Origin of the sequence: Periweissella fabaria (assembly GCF_918814575.1) — a bacterium.
GTDB lineage: Bacteria > Bacillota > Bacilli > Lactobacillales > Lactobacillaceae > Periweissella > Periweissella fabaria.
Genome location: NZ_CAKKNS010000001.1, coordinates 81,534 through 99,114, shown reverse-complemented (window position 1 = coordinate 99,114; position 17,581 = coordinate 81,534). Strand labels below are relative to the sequence as shown.

General features: G+C 35.2%; 18 protein-coding genes. All 18 read right to left on the bottom strand.

Annotated elements, in window-relative coordinates; genetic code table 11:
- Nucleotides 1-79: 79 nt before the first annotated feature.
- Nucleotides 80-1,354, bottom strand: coding sequence for a D-alanyl-lipoteichoic acid biosynthesis protein DltD (dltD, locus tag LQZ75_RS00520; protein ID WP_230095886.1), 1,275 nt, complete (start codon nt 1,352-1,354; stop codon nt 80-82).
- A complete protein-coding gene (gene dltC, locus LQZ75_RS00515) occupies nt 1,347-1,586 on the bottom strand; it encodes a D-alanine--poly(phosphoribitol) ligase subunit DltC (RefSeq protein WP_230095885.1) in 240 nt (79 codons plus the stop codon). The genes dltD and dltC overlap by 8 nt, the downstream gene beginning before the upstream one ends.
- Before the next feature lie 25 nt (nt 1,587-1,611).
- A complete protein-coding gene (gene dltB, locus LQZ75_RS00510) occupies nt 1,612-2,874 on the bottom strand; it encodes a D-alanyl-lipoteichoic acid biosynthesis protein DltB (protein ID WP_230096363.1) in 1,263 nt (420 codons plus the stop codon).
- A complete protein-coding gene (dltA, locus tag LQZ75_RS00505; protein ID WP_230095884.1) occupies nt 2,874-4,412 on the bottom strand; it encodes a D-alanine--poly(phosphoribitol) ligase subunit DltA in 1,539 nt (512 codons plus the stop codon). The genes dltB and dltA overlap by 1 nt, the downstream gene beginning before the upstream one ends.
- Nucleotides 4,413-4,446: 34 nt before the next feature.
- The gene (locus tag LQZ75_RS00500) at nt 4,447-4,596 is read right to left on the bottom strand and encodes a teichoic acid D-Ala incorporation-associated protein DltX (RefSeq protein WP_230095883.1); all 150 of its coding nucleotides are present in this window, start codon (nt 4,594-4,596) and stop codon (nt 4,447-4,449) included.
- Nucleotides 4,597-4,880: 284 nt separating this feature from the next.
- On the bottom strand, nt 4,881-5,654 hold the full coding sequence (gene rnhB, locus LQZ75_RS00495) for a ribonuclease HII (protein ID WP_230095882.1): 774 nt from the start codon (nt 5,652-5,654) through the stop codon (nt 4,881-4,883).
- A complete protein-coding gene (ylqF, locus tag LQZ75_RS00490) occupies nt 5,635-6,534 on the bottom strand; it encodes a ribosome biogenesis GTPase YlqF (RefSeq protein WP_230095881.1) in 900 nt (299 codons plus the stop codon). Before ylqF ends, rnhB begins: the two co-directional genes overlap by 20 nt.
- A gap of 87 nt (nt 6,535-6,621) precedes the next feature.
- Nucleotides 6,622-7,878 (bottom strand): tyrosine-type recombinase/integrase, encoded by a 1,257-nt coding sequence (locus tag LQZ75_RS00485; RefSeq protein ID WP_230095880.1) that lies wholly within the window; start codon nt 7,876-7,878, stop codon nt 6,622-6,624.
- A gap of 81 nt (nt 7,879-7,959) precedes the next feature.
- Complete coding sequence (locus LQZ75_RS00480) at nt 7,960-8,208, bottom strand: DNA-binding protein (RefSeq protein WP_165713594.1); 249 nt, start codon at nt 8,206-8,208, stop codon at nt 7,960-7,962.
- Nucleotides 8,209-8,262: 54 nt separating this feature from the next.
- Nucleotides 8,263-9,120 carry a rolling circle replication-associated protein gene (locus LQZ75_RS00475; RefSeq protein ID WP_230095879.1) on the bottom strand — a complete coding sequence of 286 codons (858 nt, stop codon included), beginning with the start codon at nt 9,118-9,120 and terminating at the stop codon, nt 8,263-8,265.
- Between the two features lie 65 nt (nt 9,121-9,185).
- Nucleotides 9,186-10,646, bottom strand: coding sequence for an FtsK/SpoIIIE domain-containing protein (locus LQZ75_RS00470; RefSeq protein ID WP_230095878.1), 1,461 nt, complete (start codon nt 10,644-10,646; stop codon nt 9,186-9,188).
- Nucleotides 10,643-10,804 carry a hypothetical protein gene (locus tag LQZ75_RS00465; protein WP_230095877.1) on the bottom strand — a complete coding sequence of 54 codons (162 nt, stop codon included), beginning with the start codon at nt 10,802-10,804 and terminating at the stop codon, nt 10,643-10,645. Before LQZ75_RS00465 ends, LQZ75_RS00470 begins: the two co-directional genes overlap by 4 nt.
- On the bottom strand, nt 10,804-11,214 hold the full coding sequence (locus tag LQZ75_RS00460; protein WP_230095876.1) for a hypothetical protein: 411 nt from the start codon (nt 11,212-11,214) through the stop codon (nt 10,804-10,806). The genes LQZ75_RS00465 and LQZ75_RS00460 overlap by 1 nt, the downstream gene beginning before the upstream one ends.
- Before the next feature lie 244 nt (nt 11,215-11,458).
- Nucleotides 11,459-12,148, bottom strand: a complete 690-nt coding sequence (locus LQZ75_RS00455; RefSeq protein WP_230095875.1) for a hypothetical protein — start codon at nt 12,146-12,148, stop codon at nt 11,459-11,461.
- 1 nt (nt 12,149) lies between these two features.
- Nucleotides 12,150-14,408 carry a DEAD/DEAH box helicase family protein gene (locus LQZ75_RS00450; RefSeq protein WP_230095874.1) on the bottom strand — a complete coding sequence of 753 codons (2,259 nt, stop codon included), beginning with the start codon at nt 14,406-14,408 and terminating at the stop codon, nt 12,150-12,152.
- Nucleotides 14,405-16,309, bottom strand: a complete 1,905-nt coding sequence (locus LQZ75_RS00445; RefSeq protein ID WP_230095873.1) for a site-specific DNA-methyltransferase — start codon at nt 16,307-16,309, stop codon at nt 14,405-14,407. The genes LQZ75_RS00450 and LQZ75_RS00445 overlap by 4 nt, the downstream gene beginning before the upstream one ends.
- 444 nt (nt 16,310-16,753) lie before the next feature.
- Nucleotides 16,754-16,975, bottom strand: coding sequence for a YozE family protein (locus tag LQZ75_RS00440; protein ID WP_230095872.1), 222 nt, complete (start codon nt 16,973-16,975; stop codon nt 16,754-16,756).
- Nucleotides 16,975-17,568 (bottom strand): YpmS family protein, encoded by a 594-nt coding sequence (locus tag LQZ75_RS00435; protein ID WP_230095871.1) that lies wholly within the window; start codon nt 17,566-17,568, stop codon nt 16,975-16,977. Before LQZ75_RS00435 ends, LQZ75_RS00440 begins: the two co-directional genes overlap by 1 nt.
- Between the last annotated feature and the right edge of the window lie 13 nt (nt 17,569-17,581).

Genomic DNA, 17,581 nt, shown 5'->3' with positions numbered 1-17,581 from the left:
TTTCATTCGTTAAAAGCTTCTTTTTAAACGTAAAAAAAGACAGATATTATCTATCGATAATATCTGTCTTTTTGCATACTTATTTAAATGTTGTTACATCATTGTTAATCGGATCAAAATTATTCCAGTCTTGTGAAATAAAATGATTGTTTAAATGATATGTTGGTGCTGGTTGTTCATGTTCAAGGAACGGTGCAACACCGTGATCAAAGGCCAACCAACCACGCCACCCAAGGTGAATGGTATCTTCCATAAAGAATGGTTCATTCCCGCGGCGTGATAAATCTAAGACATTATTAAACCCTTGAGAGGTTAATTGATACTTAATTTTACGTACGGCAGCTTGATACATACCTTGATTTAATCCCGTATACTTAGCCCACTTAGAGTTAACTGGTGGAATTACGAAGATCGCATTGGTATGAGTTTTAGCAAGTTGATCTAAATCAAGTTGGAAATCACTATACTCAGCTGATTGCGTATAATCAAAGTGTGCTTGCGCATTCCGCAATGCTGGGAAAGTTCGGCCAATCCGATTTGTAAAGAAATTATCAAGAATACCAAACTTATTATTCCGAGTTTGTGATTCACCTAATGCCACCGCTTTAGCATCTAATTGCTCAGCATTATATGGTTGTGGTAATTCTTTGACCTTAGGAATTACACGATTCTTGAGGTTATCACCAATATCATAACGTGAGAAATAGGCATCTTCATTATCATGCACGGTTTGTGTTAATTTAACATACTGTAAATCAAGCGTTGATAACTTTTGCCCATCCGCTACCTTTTGAATCAAATCACGATATGGTACGTTGGGATAAGTTTTCAATAATCGCTTTGCCGCATACCGATCAGCATATGTTCCGGTTTGATTTTTTAAAAAGGCCAGTGCTTGTGACTTACTAAAATAAAATTGGAAGGCCGCACCTTGTTGATCAGCTTTGGTAAACCATTGTGGTGACACAAAGAATACCGCTTTCTTGTGGTGCATCTCTTTACTAATCTGTTGCATTCCAAAGTATTGAGTCAAAGCTTCGGCCCCTTTTTGCCCAAGTAAGAATGGTTGATAATCACGATGGTACGCCCGGGCTAAAATTGCCGGGTGGAATGCATCCATCCGATTCCATTCACTTGAACCAAAAAATGGGACAAAACGATGATCTTCATCTGACAACGCCATTTGTTTTAAATGCGCTTGCCGAAAGACGGTTGGTGATAATGATACCGCGGCTTGTTCTTCAGTAGCTAAATTATGCTTGTGCTTATCAAATGGACCAACAAACAGCACTGCAAGCACCAAAACCACGGCTGCAATGACTGGCCCAAAAATTAAAGCTAATCGCTTAAGCATTCTTTAACCCCTTGATTCCGGCAACAATTTTGTTACCAGTATTCCAGTCATCACGACCCAATTCTGATACTGGTACTTTGATACCAAATTTTTCTTCCATAGCTACAATTAATTCAACTGTACCCATTGAGTCCAAAATACCTGCATTGTATAAATCTTCATCCATGATATCTGTAATATCTTCCATGAATAAGTCATCAATCATTTCAATTAATTCTGCTTGAATGTCCATTATTTTAAACCTCTTTCGTTTTTAACTATTTAATATTGTGGAACCATAACTGATTTAAGAAACCAGAGAATAACAAGAAACTAAACATCACAAATTGGAAAGTAACAATAATCCCTAAAGCAGTTGTCCACTTATTACTTGGAAGTGGCCCTTTACCTGCCAAGCGGCGTTCCTTATTAACTTTCTTCTTCTTGCGTAACCATGCATCATTAAGCACCATTGCAATACCATGCAATAGACCATACGAAATATAGTACCACGTTACCCCATGCCAGAATCCCATGATTAACATATTAAGAATGTACGCAACCCCTGAGGTAACATTCCGATTTTTGAAAATTTTGTTCTTTACTAAAACAAATACAAGGCGCATAAAGACAAAATCACGGAACCAAAAACTCAAGCTAATATGCCAACGATTCCAGAAATCTTTAATGCTAGCAGCCTTAAATGGTTGATTAAAGTTCATCGGAATTTTAATTCCCATTAAGTATGAAATTGCGACGGCAAATAATGAATAGCCCGCAAAGTCAAAGAATAAATCAAATCCATAAGCGTACATAACCCCAACGGTTGGCCAGTTCATGAACCCACCTTGCGCTAAAGCATCAACTTTTAACGGTGCTAATAGAATTGTTCCAAAGAAGTATGCTAACACATACTTGTAAAAGAACCCTAACATTAAATACCAAACGGCTTTTTCAAGTAAGTCTAAATATTCTTCGCGCGTTGGTACATTATCGTAATCTTCTTCAAAGCGCCGATAGCGATCAATTGGCCCGGATGAAATAGTTGGCATAAATAACATAAAGCGTAAGAACGTACTTAACTTAATTTCGGTTAACACGCCATCACGCATTTCCATAATCATTGCTACGGAACGGAATGTTAAGTACGAAATTCCTAAGAATCCGAGTAACGACATATTACCGTCATTAATAGCCGGCGTTACTTTAACAAATATCAACGGTAAAATCGCTAAAAATACTGCACCAGCAAAAATAGGAAACGTATCGTATTTTTTGCGATAAGCATGATATGCAAAAACGATAATAGTTTGCCAAATTACATATGCTACTAAGGCAAAGAGCTGATGATAGCTAGCCCCAGTATACATCACCACAATAAATCCTAATGAAACTAGTGATTGATAAATCTTTAAGCGGCGGCCAAAAAACATTGCAACCACAATTGGAATTAAGAATGCGAGTAAAAATGCAAAGTATTTCGGTTCGCCATATGGTTGCCAGTTAGGAAGCGACTGCAGCCATTGAATTAAACCTTGCATCATCGATTATTCACCTCAGCAATCAAGCTCTTAATGTTGATTTTACCATTTGGTGTAATTGGTAAGTCTTCACGATAAATAAAGCGTGAAGGCATCATGTATGGCATCATCAAGTCCTTGAGACTTTCTTTAATTGCTTTTGTTAAAGCTAAGTTATCACTGGCATCAACGTCTTCTTTAACAACCACATACGCTAACAACTGTTGAACTTTGTGTTCTTTATTGTAACGTGGTACCGCCACTGCAGACTTGATGTATGGTGATAAGTTTAAGACGTGTGAAACCTCTTCTAATTCAATGCGGAAACCATTAAATTTGATTTGGAAGTCCATCCGGCCACCATATTGAAGCACACCGTTAGCATCAAAGCTACCTAAATCACCAGTGTGGTATGCTGGTTGTCCTTCATATTCAAAGAAAACTGCTTCTGTCTTTTCTGGATTATTAAGGTATCCTTTTGAGACGTTCGGACCGGCAATAATAATTTCACCTTGTTCACCAGCTGGTAACACATTACCATCTTCATCAAGAATGACGGTTGTTGAACCAGGTTTTGGTAACCCGATTGGTAAACGCTCACCACTAGTTAACATTGGTTCCGTAATTGCAATAGCTGATAAGGCTACCGTTGCCTCCGTTGGACCATATGAATTGATAATCCGGGCTTCTGGGAAACGAGTGTGCAACTTTTGGGCAGTCTTAACCGTTAATTCTTCACCACAGAAGTAAAAATGGGTTAAACTAGGCATTTTTTCAGCACAGAAATCTTCAGACAACATTGCCATTTCAGCAAATGATGGTGTTGAAGTCCACACTTGCATTGGTAGTTGTGGCAAGTAAGCAAATAACTTTTGGAAATCACTAATTATATCCTTTGGTAACGCAAACAATGTTCCCCCCTTAGCTAAGGTTGGGGCCCAGTACATAACTGATAAATCAAATGAGTATGGTGGTTGGGCTAACATCTGTGGTTGGTCAGGAACCATAAATTCATCATCCGTAATCATCCAGTTAGTGAATGAAAGCAAGTTCGTGTGCGAAATTTGGACCCCTTTTGGTTTACCTGTCGTACCTGAAGTGAAGATAATATAGTAAGTATCATCACCTTGGACAGGGTGTGTCATATCATACGTGTCATTAGCATTCATGTGACTTTTTAATTCGTCAAAGTTAATGACTGGTACACTTGGAATTTCAATTTGTGCAGGTAATGTATCAACTGCTAAAATTGCCGCCGGTTCACCAATTTCTAAAATTGCTGTAATACGATCTGCTGCAGATTCAACGTCAACAGGTACATATGCATGTCCTGATTTTGAAAGGGCCAAGAAACTTACTAGCATTTCAAATTGTTGGCCACCGTAAACAAGAACCGGGCTCTTTGCTGGTAATTCAAGTGTTTCGATGTATGCTGCTAAACTATCAGATTGTGCTTTTAAATCGGCATACGTATGCGTTGCTCCTAAGAAATCATATACAACCGTATCTGGTTGCGTACTGGCATACATATCGATTGTCTTAATAATATTTTCGACCATTGGACATTCCTTTACATATATAATTTATTAATAGTTAGAATTCGTTATAGATAAAGCCACCTTGACCATGTTCTGCATACCCGTACATATAGAGTAAGAACATCAAAACAATGAAGTAAAAGATGGTTTGTGCTATGAAACGGATGGTTTTATTTGAGAGTAGCTGCTCAATATAATTAAACATCGCTGACCTCCTTAACTCAGTTTAAAACGAAAATGTTATCATTTGCAATCAAACGGTAACATTTTTGAAATATTTTCCTTGTTTATCATACGGCATCGCCTAGTATGTGACAAGTGTTGTCTTATAATTTAACACAGCTTTAAATTTTATTAACGTTGGCTAAATTATTAACAACCATTCCATAATTTTACCACATTAAGATAACAATATACAGGTGTACTATACCACATAGAACACAGTCAACCAAATATTTATGCTACCAACGTTGATCCTCTAATTTAATTTTAATCTTGCTGGTATTTTTTGACGGGGGCAAAAGTTTGCCGATGAATTGGTGTAACACCATAGGCGGCTAAACCGGCTAAATGTGTCGCAGTGCCATATCCCGCATTACTTGCAAACCCATATCCTGGATACTCAACATCATATGCTGCCATGATTTCATCCCGTTTAACTTTAGCAACAATACTAGCAGCGCCAATTGAAGCGGATTTAGCATCCCCTTTGATAAGCTTTTCTTGTGGCGTATCCATATCAATAACCATTGCATCCACTAACAAATAATCCGGACTTGGTTGTAATTGTTCAACGGCTTGTTTCATAGCAACTCGACTTGCTTCATAAATATTAATTTTATCAATTTCATTAGCATCAACAATGCCAAAGCCAACTGCCAAAGCGTGTTCCATGATTTGCGGTGCTAATTCACGCCGCTTTTTGTCAGAAAGCTGTTTGGAATCATTAACCCCTAATACGGCAAAATCTGGGGGTAAGATGACCGCTGCAGCGACCACTGGCCCAGCTAACGGTCCACGGCCAACTTCATCAACCCCGGCAATTAATCGATATCCGTTAGCATGGGCTTTCCGTTCAATTTGTAAATGTTCTTGGAACGCAGCTTTAGCAGCGACTAACTTATTATAATTTCGGTGCCATTGAGCTATCGCTGCTTGAACGCCTTGCCGTTCATCAGCTGCTAAGGTCATCAATAATTGATCGTCTGGTGATGTCACCATCGCTAATTGCGCTTTTATGACTTTAATCGTTTGTTTCGGCATCTTCGTCCTCAACGCCATCATTATCAGCGTCGTTAGTAATTGGGGCTTTTTCCAACGTGTATTGACATATGCGACCACGTCTTAAATCAAGTAACAACCGCTCAGCTGCTCGATCATAATCATCTTTAAAGCCGAGTTTTTTGGTAATTAGTAATAAAATATCAACATCACTTAACTGATCAAAAATATCTTCATCTAAATGATACCGAGCAATCAAGGCTGGTTGATTATCTTCACGGAAAAAACCAATTAAACTTAACGCAACATCATCTTTAGCAATTAATGTATCTTTAATCGCTCCCGTGATTGCTAGGCGTTTACCAACTTCTGGATCCTCAAACTTAGGCCATAGCACCCCTGGTGTATCCAATAACTGGAGATTAGTTGGCGTCCGAAGCCATTGTTGCTTTTTAGTAACCCCCGGCCGATCACCGGTAATAGCGACATTTTTAGTTACCAAATGGTTTAGTAGCGTTGATTTACCGACGTTAGGAATTCCGGCCACAATGGCTCGGAGTGGTTGATCTTTAATCCCTTTGTCAGCATCACGTGCTAACTTGTCAGCTAAGACGCGTTTGGCCGCCTTGGTAATTACTTGAGGTGTCATATGATCGCGTGAATCAAGCCCGACTGCGGCAATTCCTTGTTGGCGATAGTAGGCTAACCACTTTTTAGTTTCACCTGGATCAGCTAAATCCGTCTTAGTCATGATTAATAATCGTGGCTTATTTCCTATTAATTCATCCAATTGGGGATTACGTGATGCATTTGGAATCCGTGCATCAACGAGTTCAAAAACAATATCGACAAGGTGTAAGTTTTCGCGCATTTGCCGAAAGGCTTTCGCCATGTGTCCGGGATACCATTGTATTGTACTCATATTTATAACTCCTTGTGTATCAAGGCTTTCCGAGCTTTGATAATCTTATTTTTTATTTTTGGGCAGTTTTTGGGCAAAAATATGATTTTACGCCTTACTTTCACTCACGCCCATTTTTTCAACGAAGCGACTAATTGCTTCCACTGATTTTTCTTGAGAATCACTCATCAAATGAGTGTATCCATTTGTTGTTTCTACTTGAACATGCCCAACGCGTGCTTGAACTTCTTTAAGTGGCACAGTCGGATCGTTACGTAGAACCGTAATATGGATATGACGAAAACTATGGGGAACAGCATTTTTTATCCATTCAAAACCATACTTTTCTCGACACTCTATTTGTAGCACCTTATTTATACGCCCTAAGATTTCCCTGAAACTGTGAGATGTAATTGGTACTCCATATTCTGTTTTGAAAAGAAAGTCCGATTTTCTAAAAACTTCTGAGGGGAAATTCTCCATATGCTTATCAAATTGCTTATTACGTTTAATCACTCTTTTTAGGGCTTGTATAACAAATTCAGGAAGTTGTTCCACTCGTTCGCTTGCTTCGGTTTTCGTAGTATCTAGATAAAAATCATCCACTTTTAAATCATGAGCCTGTAAAGATTTATCAATCGTAACCAAATGATTTTCAAAATCAATATCAGTTTCAGTCAACGCCGAAGCTTCTCCAATTCGACAACCAGTTCCAATTAAAAACAGTGCTAAGTCGTAATAATTTTGATTTCTACTCCCTTTAAGTTCAGAAAGTAAAGCTTTAACTTCTCGTTCATCTAAAAACTTCTTTTCGAGCCTAATTTTCTTTGCTCGCTTTTCTTCAACAGTAGCACTAAGCTTTACTACTCTTGATGGCGAAAATGCAATTACATTATGAAGAACACCGTAATCGAATATTTTATTCAACGTACATTTAATATGTTGCATAGTAGAATGCGTTGAATGATATTTTTCTCGATATTCATTTAAGCAATTTTGAATTAATAGTGGCGTTATTTTCTCAAGTAGAATATCATCAGCTATCAACTCCGAAAGCCTATCAGTCACAAGTTCTTCACGTTTTACAGTCTGAGGTTTTACAGTTGTTCTCCAAGTATCAAACCAGCTATTCTTTAAGTCGTAAAAAGTTAACATTGATTTCCCTTGAAAATAGCCTTGTTTCTTTGAAATCAAGTCATCAATCTTATCAACTAGCTCTCGTTCTGCTTGCCTTCTCGCTCGAACAGTATTAGTCCGATAGACGACTGAGGCACGTTTTTTCTTCCCTGTTAGAGGGTCAATATAGCGCTCTACAGCTACATAAAAACTCTCTCCATTTTTATTTTTTCTTTCTTCAAAATACATATTTTATCCTTTCCAAGCTACAATAAGAAAAAAGATAAAATAGAATTATGATTAGCCAATCCTATTTTATCATTTTCTCAGTTATTTTGCCTTAACTTTTGAATAGCCATATTGTTTCCAGTATAAAAATTCCTCAAAAATTTCAAAACTAATAAATACTATTTTATGTGTTGGATTGATAACACCAGATCTAAACTTTTTATTATTACGCATTTCTGAAATCCAACGATTAAGCGTATAGATATTTAATCCTTCATAGCGTTGCAAAATTGCACTTTTATTTCCCCATTCTGCACGGCTATTAGCAACTGGTACAAACTTTACTTTCATATTACACCTCGATCTGTCACTTATACCGCAATATGATATAATGACGTTGCAAAATTATTTTTTGAAGTCCTGATTGCCGTCAGGGCTTTTTGTTTGTTTTAACTTCCAGACTGTTTCTGTAAGACTATTTTGAAGCAGTTCCCCATCTTCTGAAATATCCATTCGATAGATAGAAATATCGGCTTCAAATTTATTTTCAAGTGAATTCTTTTCACCAACAACAAACGATGGCTTAAAATCTTTAAAATAGCTATCTGTAAGCTCGACATAAGAAATTTCAGGTTGTTTTAATCCTCGACTTACAAAGTATCTAGGTTGATGAAATGCACTGGGCATTTCTAGCAACTCTTTTGTAATATATTTTGTGATATAATTAGCAGATTTTTCTTTATGCTGAATTTTAGAAACTGTACTAAATCCATTCTGCCAATTTTCAGCATTGTAAATCTGAATACCTTTCTTTTTGATGAGCCTATTATTTTTGGGATAACGAGCCTCTACAAGTGGTGGCGATAAACCACCCGTTACGCCATGAAAATGTATTCTCCCCGACTTATGCAATTCTGGTATAAAAAGATAAGCAAATTTCCCATACCTTTCACGCTGATACTTTAACCATGCTTGTAACCTTTGTCTTGAATAAACATATTTTTTTGCATTTATCTTACTATCATTAAGTGTAAGCGTCCAAAACAAATCAAAATCATTGGCTTGACAATAATATTTGATTTTTCTTTTGATTCGATATGCTTGCTCTAAAACTCGTTGTTGTTTTGCTTCTTCACTGTCAACGCATTTTAACCTTCGATTAGATTTAACTTTTCCACCCAATGTTCTTATTCGATTTTCACCATATTTTATTATTTCTATATGATGATCGAACCTAATAACTTTTGAATTATATTCAACCATCTTTAATCTCTTTTCTTGTTCTATTCAGCTTATCTTGCGTGTATGTCAAGTAGTACACGCAAGTCCTAGCTGAGGCACTTGGCTTGTGGCAAGCCACCGCCCTCAGCCTCAGCTAATTTTGATAACGTTTCTTTAAACGGTATTTTTTCATCATCATAGTAAGGACTTAAAAAGGGTTTCGGTGCTTCCCAATCAAGTCCATCTAGCCAAATCAATCCCCCATAATTAGAAGTATCCGCTCGTGGTAAATCTTTTAATCCCACTCCAAATATCTCTTGAGCTTGTTGTTGCGACATACGTCCTAACGCTACTCTTAATCCTAAAGAATCCCTTGCCTCTGTTGGTAATATAGAAGCTGGCATCATCTGTCCACTAACAACTACTGATATTGACACTTGTCTTCCTTTTACAATTAAGCTCATTAAATTAGAGTAAAATTGTGGATAAATACGTTCAGCAGGTTTTAAAATTTTATCTTTAGCTTGCATTTCTACAACAAGTGACAATAATTCATCTGCAATGAGTAAAATTGAGCCCTGTTTAAATAATTCTGCATGAGTTAAATCCCTCTCAGAATCAACATCAGCATTCATTTCTTCATATCTTTGTTGCATAATTTGATAAAGTTCAGTAGTTAGTTCTAAAGAGGATTGCGCATCAGTAGATACTCTCCCAATGCGGTTCATAGCAACACTTAAAAATGCTCCTTTTCCGTCTATTGTAAATATCTTATTCTTATAATTACTGGCAAGAAAACTAATGATTAAGCCTTTTAATAGACTTGTTTTTCCTGAACCAGTAGGACCGACTATCAGTCCCATAGGCTGACGTGTAGTCCATGATAAGCGTTTTGTGAGCTTAATATTTAACTCGTTAGTTTTCTGTATTTTAGATATATCATCTATTATCAATCTTTCATCTTTTTCGTGAGAAAACACCATTGTAATCAATCCATCTTTAATTCTTCGATTTTCAAGTATCCAAGACCTTTTAGTTTCCTTTACAAAATATCCATGTAGCCTACGAGTAATATCCTTCTCCATCTCTGCATTAACGTGTCCACCAGCCATGAGCTTAATAGTAACCAAACCATCAGTAGCTGAATACATCCATTTAACAGATTTTGTCTGATTAAACGAATTATCATGTTGGCGTAGTAAGTCGCTTTCCTCTGTAAATCCTCTTAGCAATTTTTCAAGTTTCCATTTTTCAATAGGTGAGTATTTGGAATGGAGATATTCCCAGAGTGAAATTGCAATGATGATCACGAGTGCGAAGAGTAACATAAGGTATAATGATTGATTGTCAAAAATTATTCTTCCTTTTGAAAAGCTGGGAATCACATTTTTAAAGTTATACACAATCAACAATAAGAAAGTAATCATTGCCCATATCTTTGTAAGCAAAATATAAAGTTTACGTTTTTTATAAGCAACCTGTACCTGATTTTCATCAACGGTCAATTTACTCAGAAATCCTCCAAGTGGGGGGAGGCGAGAAAACCATTCGATAAATTTTTCTATCATTTTCCGCAGTCCTCAAAATCGCCTTTTACTTTACCTTTCAAAATATCACGAGCAATATCTATAAGTTCCGAAGCACGCTTTCTATTTAATGTTTCATCTTGGAGGCAGTATTCGATTTCGTTAAGATATGCCCAAATGCTAAGTTCTTTTTTATCCATTATTTTTTCTCGCTTTCATTTGTTGCTTCTGAAACATTTAAGACTAGCTTTAAACCTCGCCACCCTCCACCATTTCTGCCTTGTTCCCATTTCAACATAGTTTTTGCATCATCCAACTTGATTTCTGAACCAATCAAATCGTTTGCTTCAATACCAATTAAATCTTGTTCATTTCCGACTAATTCAAGTGGATAAGTCTTTAGTTCAGAAGTATCTGCTCCAGATTTTTGGATAAGTTTTGCTAACTCAGTATCAACGAACTGACAAGATATTTTGGCAACAGATCCCTGAATTGCTTCGCCTGATTCTGCATAGCGTGGGGACTTGCTTACAGTTTGAATAGTACCACTCTTTGGCTTAATTACATTTTCTACAATCACTTTAGAAAGTTCTGGTTTTCCTAATAACATACTTGATAATCCTCCTCATAGTCATTTACGACTAGCTTTAATAAAATTTATAATTAGGTTTGTAACTTCATTCTTTATCTCTGACTAGTATTAGAGATTTTTCTTATCAATGAGTTCATGACCTCTTTGATAAACTGATTATGCCATTTCAAAGTCTTTCTCGTGCCAGGGTCATTTTTATAGCCAAAAATAAAAACCCTTGCAACTTGCAAAGGTTTTTGTGATATAATTATAGGTTTCTCTATTAATCTCGCATATTATTTTGATCTAGTAAGCGTTCTAGACTTATACTATCTATTAATGGAATAACAATTTTTTCAGCTAAAATCTTAATTTTCTGAGGAAGGTAGGTAAAGCTAAGAAATTCTGTTTTATTTTTTAAACTTATACACTGATCTAGTTCAGTAATCTTACAAACTCCATCTATTTCAACAATTCGAAAATCATTATAAGTGTTATAGGTAAAATCAACAAAATCATCTAAAAACTTTTCGAAGTTATCTGTTTTGGCAACAATGTATTCTTGATAAAAATCTCTAATCTTCACATCATTATCTAATTGAAAATCACTCCAATGTTTTGAATACTCACTATAATTTTTCATATCTAGTACCAAACAAGTAAATAAATCTTCTAAATAAATTTTAACATCCTCGCCCCAAAATATTTCGTTTTCATCATTAAAATCAAGCTCATTCAATAATACAGGTAAAATTTTGGGTGTAATTAGATAAGGGTTATCACCTAAATTATCGCCTTTCAAAATATTCCCAAACAAATTGCGATTATCTGGATAAAAATCTCCATGAGTAGTTTTTATATTATTTTTCTTTTCTGCCCATTTTTCGTATTTATAGGAAATTCTCTTTGCTGCCAAAGAATATATTAAATCACAAGTTCTATCGAATTTAGGTGTAAATTTTACTTTTACCATATCATATCTCTGACGTTCTATTTTTATCTTCTATAAATCCAAAAAGTTTAATAATAGGCTGCCATTTATCAGCTACCATCTCATCTACCCACTCGCCACCATTAAGATAAAAAAGCTCCTCATTCATATCACGTACAAACGCCCACTTGATATTGTATTCCTTAGCGTATTTCTTCAATGCTTCATATTTAGCTGGTGCATAAGAATCGATGTTTTTATCACGACCTTTAACATCTTCACCACCCTTAGTTTCAATAACATAAATGTCACCATTCTTCATCTGGATAATAAAATCAGGGTAAAAATGTGAAACTCCTCCGTTAGTTCTATAAACAAGTGAAAAATATTGAGGACCCTTATCTCCGTTTTTATAAACAAAATCAACAATATCCGAATGTTCTTCAAGCCAGCGTTCCATCAAACGTTCAACAATACTTGGTCGAACTGCAATAGATGCTGTCGTGTACCCTTGATAAACATTAGTTTGAACCATTTTTGTATCTGGCAATTTTGGATTATACGTATATCGTTCTGTCAAAGGAATCGTAAAATCATTCTTTTGGATATTATCTAAATCAAGACTTCCTTGAATCGCTTGTGCCACATCTATTTTTCTGAATTCTTCACGTAAAGCACGCCAGTTATTCAAAATGAATGCCGTCCATTCATTCGCATCTAATTTTAAAATGGAAGTTACAAGAGAATAACCTCGCCATAAGAAGAAACGCTTAAGCATTGCTTCAACTTTAGATACTGGTAAATGAATTACACGATCAAGTTCGTGGAAAGCATGGAGTAAGTCTATTCGATTATCTTGATAATCAGCTTCTACCCAGCGTTCTCGATCAATAAGATTTTCTACATTTTTCAGCGTGTCAAAGCGTCCCTGCTTGAACGTTGTTAATATTTTGTTCCCTAAGATATAACCATTAGTTTCTAGAATATGTTTGTTAGCCTCTAAATCATCTGTAAAATTAAAACGTTTTTTCAATCCTACATATATATTATTAAGAATCATTTTTTCATTCAGAACTTCATCATAATTAATCACTCGTTCAGAAATCAGCTTTAAATTTTTACCTTTATCTTTCAGATTTAATAATGGAGTTGGTGCAACTGCTGCGCCTTGTGCAAATACCCCGTTTAAGAAATCTGTATCAAAAGTATAAAGATAGGCATTATCAAGCACATCAACATTATAGTGACCTATCCATGGTTGTGGCATACGGCGGATTCGTCCAAGTGTTTGAACTGTAAACTGTTCTCCCATATTTTCACGAATTTTAATTAAAATTTTAGCGCGTGGTGCATCCCAACCTGTCGCAATAGCTTGTTTAATAATAAGGTATTCTACTTTATTATCAAGTTTGTTCACATCAATGACGTTACGTTTTTGTTCAGAAAGCCAGATACCAAGTTTGCCATCTTCATACGTTTTATGCATCGTTTCTTGAAGATGCTTTTCAATACGTAAAGATAAATCGGGTGTAGATTCATCAGGAAGTTGGACCAGTACGAGTGGGTTAATATCTGTTACTCCATTTTCAATGTAGCTAGCCACAATTTGTTGACGTTTCTTTTCGGCTGCATCAAATAAAATTACGAACTCATCTGTTCCATCAAGACTTGTATCGATTTCTTCGTTGACCACTACCGCTTTTGTAATCAAACCAGATGCGATTACCGCTTCTTCTAATACTTCATAAAACTCAATTATATCTGGTGTATTTGGATCATCAATTGTTGCTGATACACGAACCGTTTTTTTTGCTTTGAATCGTGAGATTATCTCACGCGCTTTATTCGTATCATTGCGATGTGCTTCATCTATAATTACGATAAAATGACGGTCATTTTGAAAAGCTTTTTCGATTTTATCAACCAGATTATCTCGTTCACTATTAGTAAGCATTGCTTTTGATTTTTTACCGACTACACGTTCATAATTGACAAAAGTCGCTGAACCTCGTTCAAAACCATTCAGTAGCGCATCATCTACAGATTGAGCCTTAATACTTGAAAAGCTATTTGCTTTATCTTGTGATTGTTCTTCAAGCTCTCCTGCACCTGGTGTGAACCAAACAAAAGCGACATTATCACCAGTTGAACGGATATATTCGTCAATCCATGATAAAAGCATGATGGTTTTACCTGCTCCAGTTGGCGCTTTAATCGTCAAGTTATTAACACCATATTCAGGTGCTATAAAAGCCAAAAGTTTATCGACTACATCTTGTTGAAAATTTTTTAATTCTATCATTTTGCCCACAACTCCGTTCCAAAGAAATAATTTGGGATTTCTTGTACTTTAATTTGTAGATCTTGTAAGATTTGATTTTGTTTATCATCTCTAAAAACATCAGGATGCATGAACATTGTTGAATTACTAATAAGTTGTTTATTATCAATCAATGATTCAAGCTGTTCTTCGTTTAAAACAATTTGAACTTTAGGATTCGTAATATCAATGCCAAACTCAAGCTCTACAAGTGGTGTTACATATTTCAACAATTCATATTCAAGAGAAACATCAGGAAATTCTTTTTTAACAACAAAATCCGTTTTAAAATATTTTAAATTCGCAGGAATTCCATGAACATCTGAACCTTTATTGTACTCTCCGAATACTTGAAGAACATTATCTTTCATTGACTTACTAATAGAATCATATTTTTCTTTATTTTCAGCAATAACATTTTCCATGTACTCCAACACATTGCCTGCATTTTTTAACTTTGAAATCGTAAATTTATATTCATATAAAAGATTTTTTGTCTTAGAAGAAGCTTTATATCCGTTTATTATTTTGCTTAGTCTCGTATAAGTAATTTCTTCAGCAATATTGTTTTCATTATTGGTAGCTAAAATGAAAGTTCTTTTCCCATCATCTTCTTGATTTAATTTTAATACCGCTTGACCTGTCGTTCCACTTCCAGCAAAAAAATCAAACACTTTTGCATCTTTTTTATTCGAAAGCGAAATTAGATACTTAATTAATTCTGACGGTTTAGGATTAGAGAACGGAGATTTATTGTTGAACATTGATTTTAGTTCATTTGTTCCTGCTTGATTTATCACGAACTGTATTAAATTCTTATAAGGTGCTGACCGTTCAATCGGTGTTCCTTCATTATCAACATAAAGGTAGTTTTTGTACTTTAAAGCCCAACCACTAGCTTTATTTTCAGACTCTTGAAATTCTAAAAAACCATTCTTAAAGCCCCATTCAATTTTGTTTTTTCCCCATTTCCAAATCCAACCATCATTTTCGAATTTTTGACGTCCATTTGGATAAATCATCTTCCCATCAGGGGCTTCAACTCCGAAATTCATTGAATCACTGTATGTTAATCCACCACGATCAAGATTATCAAAGTAAAAAGGACCACGCACATTATAATATTCATCAGTGTGGCGATAGCGATTTTTATCGAATGAGCCAAAATTTTGTGAAAAGATATTATTCCATTTAGATCTATCTTGATTATTGCAATAACAAAGAATATATTCTGTAATTGTCGCAATACCTTTGGCGTCAGACGCACCTGTTTTCTTTTGCCAAATAAAACTTGTAACAAAACAATTTCCACCAAAAATTTCGTCTGTTAATGATTTGATATTTTGATATTCATTATCATCAATGCTTATAAATAAAATTCCATTTTTAGATAATAAAGAACTTGCAATTGTTAATCTCTTTTCCATAAAAGAAAGCCACTTTGAATGACGATATGCATCATTTAAATCCACTTTTTTATCATTATAAGTAAAGCCTTCATTTGTCGTATTATAAGGTGGATCAATATAAATGACATCAATCTTACCGAGATGCGTTTTCTCCAATAGATGCAGACTGTGAAGATTGTCTCCCTCCAAAAGGAAATTATAATCTTCTGAATCAGGATTACCAATGATTTTCTTGCTTGCAGCTTCTATAAATACAGGAATTTTGGTTTTCATTTCTTCCTCAACTTCTTCAGCGTGTTCTTCCCAGACCAGACCATACTTCTTGGTGTTGAGCATTTGAATCAGCTTTTCGAGCTTTGAAATATCAGCTTCACGAGCTTCATCTTGTGCTTTCTCAATTAGAGTTTTAACGTAAGCAATCGAATCAGCTTTCTCATTTTTATGAGGACGGTCATTAAAATTATTTTCAGACATTTAAAAAACCTCCAACTCTATTGGAGTTGCCTTTTAAGAATGCTGAAAAAAAGTAAGTTTCAGCTATTATTTTACATTGTATCATTTTATGCTTAACCCCTTATTAATCATTTTTTAGATAGTACGATTATACCAAATATGTTGGTATATAAATATTTAAGTTTTTTTGTACCAGGGTACTATTCAATAATTCATTAAATTTTGATTGGGCAAATTTTTGGGCAAATTTCGAAGCTTATGGCTTATTATTGATCAACACATTATAAAAATATAAATTCCATTAAATTTTTTTGATATATTTACTCCACTTCTAAAAAAGAAAAAGCCCTTAATCTATAAGGGCTTTTCGCTAATCATAATTCAGTTTCTATCGATTTTCAGCTTCATGTTTTCTTAAGGAGTTATTAATCAGGTCATTCTACCATTGAATAATTTGTGCCATATTTAACCTTCGCTTTCAGTATAACGCTGCCACACTGTATCGAAAATATCCATACTTGGGAGGTAACCAGCGTTTAGTTCTAAATATTCAGAAATTTGATGATAATCAGTTGCTTGCTTAGGAAATGCTTGATCTAAAAACGCATTTTGGGCAAAGTTACTAATCTCATCGTATGCAAGATGATTTCGTTGCGTCATCAAAAATTGATAAAATGTTTGATACATTATTTAATCCGTCCTTCAAATTGGAACTTATCAGCTGGAATATCGATTGTTTTAGCTGAAAAATTAAACCCATTGACTGTTTTCAATTGATCTAATTGTAAATCAATTTCATTTTGCCGTGGCTTAATTGATACCCAAGCTGGAACTTTATAAGTTCGAGCAAAAATTCCTAATACCAAACGTGTTGGCAATTGTAATTGCCCAACATTAATCGCATGTGCTTTTAAGATAATATTACCCTCAGCTGTTACGTGGGGAACCATCGCAATACCAACATCTAATGACTGTCCTAGCACATTTACTTTACCGTAAATATTTACATAATTGTTAATTGCAAAAGCAATTGCTTGCCCTTGGCCAACATGTTGTGTCTTTAAATAATGGTTGGCCAATTTATTAAGTTGATCTTTGTTTAACACAATATCAAATGAACTATCAGCATTGGTGGTGTTTACTTGGCTTGCCGTATCATTAGTAGCGGGCGTATTCGCTAAAACAATCCCTGTACCAAGTCCTAAAATAATGACGACAACCAACGTCCAAAAACCTAAAAACCATCTATTTATACGTTTACTTGCTTGTTTATTTCGCATTACCTTACCTCTT

Bases quoted from the DNA above. Each gene is read 5' to 3' on its own strand.
- LQZ75_RS00465 (WP_230095877.1), bottom strand. From the start codon at position 10,804: ATGGATAAAAAAGAACTTAGCATTTGGGCATATCTTAACGAAATCGAA.
- LQZ75_RS00500 (WP_230095883.1), bottom strand. From the start codon at position 4,596: ATGTTTAATTATATTGAGCAGCTACTCTCAAATAAAACCATCCGTTTC.
- LQZ75_RS00480 (WP_165713594.1), bottom strand. From the start codon at position 8,208: ATGAAAGTAAAGTTTGTACCAGTTGCTAATAGCCGTGCAGAATGGGGA.
- LQZ75_RS00435 (WP_230095871.1), bottom strand. From the start codon at position 17,568: ATGCGAAATAAACAAGCAAGTAAACGTATAAATAGATGGTTTTTAGGT.
- LQZ75_RS00450 (WP_230095874.1), bottom strand. From the start codon at position 14,408: ATGATAGAATTAAAAAATTTTCAACAAGATGTAGTCGATAAACTTTTG.
- LQZ75_RS00460 (WP_230095876.1), bottom strand. From the start codon at position 11,214: ATGTTATTAGGAAAACCAGAACTTTCTAAAGTGATTGTAGAAAATGTA.
- dltA (WP_230095884.1), bottom strand. From the start codon at position 4,412: ATGGTCGAAAATATTATTAAGACAATCGATATGTATGCCAGTACGCAA.
- dltD (WP_230095886.1), bottom strand. From the start codon at position 1,354: ATGCTTAAGCGATTAGCTTTAATTTTTGGGCCAGTCATTGCAGCCGTG.
- LQZ75_RS00470 (WP_230095878.1), bottom strand. From the start codon at position 10,646: ATGATAGAAAAATTTATCGAATGGTTTTCTCGCCTCCCCCCACTTGGA.
- LQZ75_RS00485 (WP_230095880.1), bottom strand. From the start codon at position 7,878: ATGTATTTTGAAGAAAGAAAAAATAAAAATGGAGAGAGTTTTTATGTA.
- rnhB (WP_230095882.1), bottom strand. From the start codon at position 5,654: ATGCCGAAACAAACGATTAAAGTCATAAAAGCGCAATTAGCGATGGTG.
- ylqF (WP_230095881.1), bottom strand. From the start codon at position 6,534: ATGAGTACAATACAATGGTATCCCGGACACATGGCGAAAGCCTTTCGG.
- LQZ75_RS00455 (WP_230095875.1), bottom strand. From the start codon at position 12,148: ATGGTAAAAGTAAAATTTACACCTAAATTCGATAGAACTTGTGATTTA.
- LQZ75_RS00475 (WP_230095879.1), bottom strand. From the start codon at position 9,120: ATGGTTGAATATAATTCAAAAGTTATTAGGTTCGATCATCATATAGAA.
- dltB (WP_230096363.1), bottom strand. From the start codon at position 2,874: ATGCAAGGTTTAATTCAATGGCTGCAGTCGCTTCCTAACTGGCAACCA.
- LQZ75_RS00445 (WP_230095873.1), bottom strand. From the start codon at position 16,309: ATGTCTGAAAATAATTTTAATGACCGTCCTCATAAAAATGAGAAAGCT.
- LQZ75_RS00440 (WP_230095872.1), bottom strand. From the start codon at position 16,975: ATGTATCAAACATTTTATCAATTTTTGATGACGCAACGAAATCATCTT.
- dltC (WP_230095885.1), bottom strand. From the start codon at position 1,586: ATGGACATTCAAGCAGAATTAATTGAAATGATTGATGACTTATTCATG.